Here is a 3,241-nt window from a genome sequence, read left to right as displayed (position 1 = left end):
GTGCACTGCAGCGCTATGCATCGCGCTTTCCGATCGTGGAGATCAATTCGTCGTTCTACAGACCACATCAGCCCGCCACGTATGCGCGCTGGGCGGCCAGCGTGCCGCACGGTTTCCGTTTCTCGGTGAAGATGCCGCAGGCCATTTCCCATGACGCGCGCCTGCGCGGTGCTGGGCCGTTGCTCGACACGTTCCTGCACGCGGCGGCGCATCTGGGTGATCGGCTGGGCGCCCTGTTGCTGCAGCTGCCGCCGAGCCTGGCCTACGATGGCCGCACGGCCTCGGCCTTCTTCCGGGCGCTGCGCCGGCGCAGCGCCGTGCGGGTCGCCTGCGAACCACGCCACCCGAGCTGGTTCGACGACAAGGCCGACGCGCTGCTGGATGACCACGGCATTGCCCGGGTCGCGGCCGATCCCGCCCGGGTTGCAGGGGCTGATCAGCCGGGCGGAGCCAGGCACTGGAGCTACTGGCGGTGGCACGGGCAGCCGCGCATGTACTACAGCGCCTACCAGCAACCGCAGCTCTGCAGTCTGGTGGCCGCCGCAGTAGAGGCCGCCCAGGCGGGGGAGGCGTGGATCATCCTTGACAACACGGCGCACGGCCACGCCGTGCCCAATGCACTGCAACTGCAGTCGATGCTGGAGCACGCCAATGCCTGAAGGTCCTTCCATCGTGCTGCTGCGCGAGGCCGCCGCCAGGTTCAAGGGAAAGACCGTCCGTGGCGTCAGTGGCAACAGCACGCTCGACCTGGCCTGCCTGGAGGGACGCCGGGTGCGGGCCGTGCGCAGCTGGGGCAAGCATTTCCTGCTGGAGTTCAGCCACGTCAGTCTGCGCATCCACCTGATGATGTTCGGCAGCTGGCGCATCGACGAACGCAAGGAGACGCCAGCGCGGGTATCGCTGCGCTTTGACAACGGCGAACTGAACTTCTACACCTGCTCGGTGAAGCTGATCGATCAGCCGTTGGACGAGGTCTACGACTGGCGCACCGACGTGATGAGCGACCTGTGGGACCCCCGGCTTGCCCGCCGTCGCCTGAAGTCGATGCCCGATGTCCTGGTCTGCGATGCCCTGCTGGACCAGACGCTGTTCTCCGGCGTGGGCAACATCATCAAGAACGAGGTGCTGTTCCGCATCCGGGTCCACCCGGCCAACCCTGTTGGTGATCTTCCGCCGCGCAAGCTTGCCGAACTGGTCAAGCAGGCCCGCGAATACAGTTTCGACTTCCTGCGCTGGAAGCGCGGCTTCGAGCTGAAAAAGCACTGGCAGGTGCACACCCGGCGGACATGCCCCCGTTGTGGTGGTCCGGTCAGCAAGGTCTACATGGGCACCACGCATCGGCGCACCTTCTTCTGCCCGGTATGCCAGGCCGATTATCGCGCTGGGACGCCGCGGCCGCCGGCGAAGAAGCGCACCCTGGCGAGAGGCCCGGTTCAGCGCGGTGGTGCCAGGCCCGTGCGTTGACATGAGGACGTGGATGACAGCGAAGCGATGATCTGACGGTTGCTGAGTACTTCGACGGCGCCCGATCGCTGCAGGGTCTGCAGGGCCGGCTGGCGGCGGTCCGGCAGGGCGGCGACCGCTTCCCGGGCGACCACCGTCGCGTACTCGCGCGAGTTGGCATCGATGGCAGTGGCCAGCACGCACGCGTCCAGTGCCATGCCGGCCAGCACCAATCGCCGGGTGCCGAGCTTGGCCAGCAGCACCGGCAGTGGCGTGGCGAGGAAGGCGGAGTGCTTCGGCTTGAGGATGAAGTAGTGTTCCTCGCTGGGGGCAAGGTACTCGACGATCCGCGCCGAGGCTCCGCCCTTCTGCCGGCAGGCCTCGATCAGCTGCGGGAAGTCGCGCTGCCAGTTGCCGAAATTGTCATTGGCGTAGATCACCGGCCAGCGGTGCGCGTCGAATGCAGCACGCAGGCGGGCGGTGCGCTGGGCTGCACGTACGGCGTACGGAGCCAGTTGCCGCCCCTGTGGAAAGTCGAACAGGCTGAAAAGATCGATGATGAGCAGGGCGGTGGGCTGTTCCATGGCGGGCTCCGAGGTGTCAGGCCTCCACTGCCTGTTCGTCTTCGGCACCACGGACCAGCGCGCCGGAGCCGCCTGACGGGCGCGGGCTGCCCGGCCCCCTCGGCGGGAGCGCAGGCCCGATCACTGGCCAGCTCCGTCGTCCACCTCACCCTTGTCCTGCCGAGCGGGCGTCACGCGCTTGCCAAGCCGTTGCGCCTGCTCATCCGGCGTGGCGGCGGCGACGAAGGGAGAGATCGGATCGCTGGCCGGGAACGTCTCCGTCAACGCCTGATCATGATTGGCACTGTTGTGCGCCTTGGCCTGTCCAGCGCTGGCAGCAGGCACCGCAGCCGTGTCGTCATCCGGATGGGGCAGGTCTTTCTGATCGCGCTGCATGACATTTCCTCTTTATCATTGATTGGACCGTATCGTGCGGGGGCACGACAACGGTAAACGTGAACGCGTGAGTACCCGCATCAAGCCGGCGTGGACGCAACGTCAACAATCAAGGCGTCCTTGCAGATGAGCTCGAAGCCGTTGCACGGTTGCGGCGCCACGCCAGCAGCTGTCCGATCAGCGCGGTTGCCAGCAACAGCAGGTTGGTGACCACGAACACGGTGGCGCCCAGCAGCGCGCTGTAGATCGTGAACAGCGTAGACGCGGTCATCTGCCCGATGAAAAGCCACTTCGAGACGGCTTCCGGGTGAGGCGAGTGCCATTGCTTGACCATCTGCCGGACCAGCGTGGCCATCAGTACGGCTGTGGCGGTCCATCCAAGTAGATCAGGATGCATACGTCATCCTCGCGCAGAAGCGCGCCGCCCCTTGGGGAGCGACGCGTGGGCTGATCTGCGGTGCACTTGCGATCACGCGGCCTGGGCGGCCTTGGCGTTGCCGCCGCTCTTGGCCAGCAGGGTCAGCTTCTCGTCCGTGGCCTTTTCTTCTTCCAGCGTTTCCAGCAGCAACGGCACAGCGTCCTTGTATCCGAGCTGCTTGGCCAGCGCGGCGATGGTGCCGTAGGAAGCGATTTCGTAATGCTCGACTTTCTGCGCGCCGCCAATCAGTGCTGCATCGCGCACCGGGCCCTTTTCAATGCTCTCGATGACTTCCTTGCCTTCTTCCACCAGGCCCTCCATCGCCGCGCACTTGATCCGCTTCAGGCGGATGCCCAGTACCTCCACGACCTGGTCGATGCGCTCGATCTGGCCCTGGGTCTCCTCCAGGTGGGTCTCGAAC

At 65.9% G+C, this 3,241-nt stretch carries 6 protein-coding genes; 2 read left to right on the top strand and 4 right to left on the bottom strand.

Annotated features, from left to right (window positions below):
- On the top strand, positions 1-659 hold a 659-nt coding region (locus AC1VAN_RS16305; RefSeq protein ID WP_480986198.1), incomplete at its 5' end, for a DUF72 domain-containing protein.
- Positions 652-1,464 (top strand): DNA-formamidopyrimidine glycosylase family protein, encoded by an 813-nt coding sequence (locus AC1VAN_RS16300; RefSeq protein WP_312962458.1) that lies wholly within the window; start codon positions 652-654, stop codon positions 1,462-1,464. The genes AC1VAN_RS16305 and AC1VAN_RS16300, both read left to right, overlap by 8 nt.
- Here the strand turns inward: AC1VAN_RS16300 and AC1VAN_RS16295 are convergent.
- The 4 genes from AC1VAN_RS16295 to AC1VAN_RS16280 all read right to left on the bottom strand — a co-directional run.
- On the bottom strand, positions 1,434-2,027 hold the full coding sequence (locus AC1VAN_RS16295; protein WP_442251089.1) for a cysteine hydrolase family protein: 594 nt from the start codon (positions 2,025-2,027) through the stop codon (positions 1,434-1,436). The genes AC1VAN_RS16300 and AC1VAN_RS16295 overlap by 31 nt on opposite strands.
- A 120-nt stretch (positions 2,028-2,147) precedes the next feature.
- Entirely contained in the window at positions 2,148-2,402 is a 255-nt protein-coding gene (locus AC1VAN_RS16290; RefSeq protein ID WP_100436334.1) for a hypothetical protein, read from the bottom strand.
- Positions 2,403-2,511: 109 nt separating this feature from the next.
- Positions 2,512-2,799, bottom strand: coding sequence for a hypothetical protein (locus AC1VAN_RS16285; RefSeq protein WP_312962454.1), 288 nt, complete (start codon positions 2,797-2,799; stop codon positions 2,512-2,514).
- Between the two features lie 72 nt (positions 2,800-2,871).
- Positions 2,872-3,241: YciE/YciF ferroxidase family protein (locus tag AC1VAN_RS16280; RefSeq protein ID WP_480986197.1), on the bottom strand; the 370-nt coding region annotated here is incomplete at its 5' end.

Source organism: Stenotrophomonas sp. 05L44_2 (assembly GCF_056665995.1).
Note: the sequence above shows the minus strand (reverse complement) of the source record. Positions and strands in the feature narration are given on the sequence as shown.

Excerpts from the sequence above, each read along its gene's own strand:
- AC1VAN_RS16285 (WP_312962454.1), bottom strand. The coding sequence starts at position 2,799 with ATGCATCCTGATCTACTTGGATGGACCGCCACAGCCGTACTGATGGCC.
- AC1VAN_RS16300 (WP_312962458.1), top strand. The coding sequence starts at position 652 with ATGCCTGAAGGTCCTTCCATCGTGCTGCTGCGCGAGGCCGCCGCCAGG.
- AC1VAN_RS16290 (WP_100436334.1), bottom strand. The coding sequence starts at position 2,402 with ATGCAGCGCGATCAGAAAGACCTGCCCCATCCGGATGACGACACGGCT.
- AC1VAN_RS16295 (WP_442251089.1), bottom strand. The coding sequence starts at position 2,027 with ATGGAACAGCCCACCGCCCTGCTCATCATCGATCTTTTCAGCCTGTTC.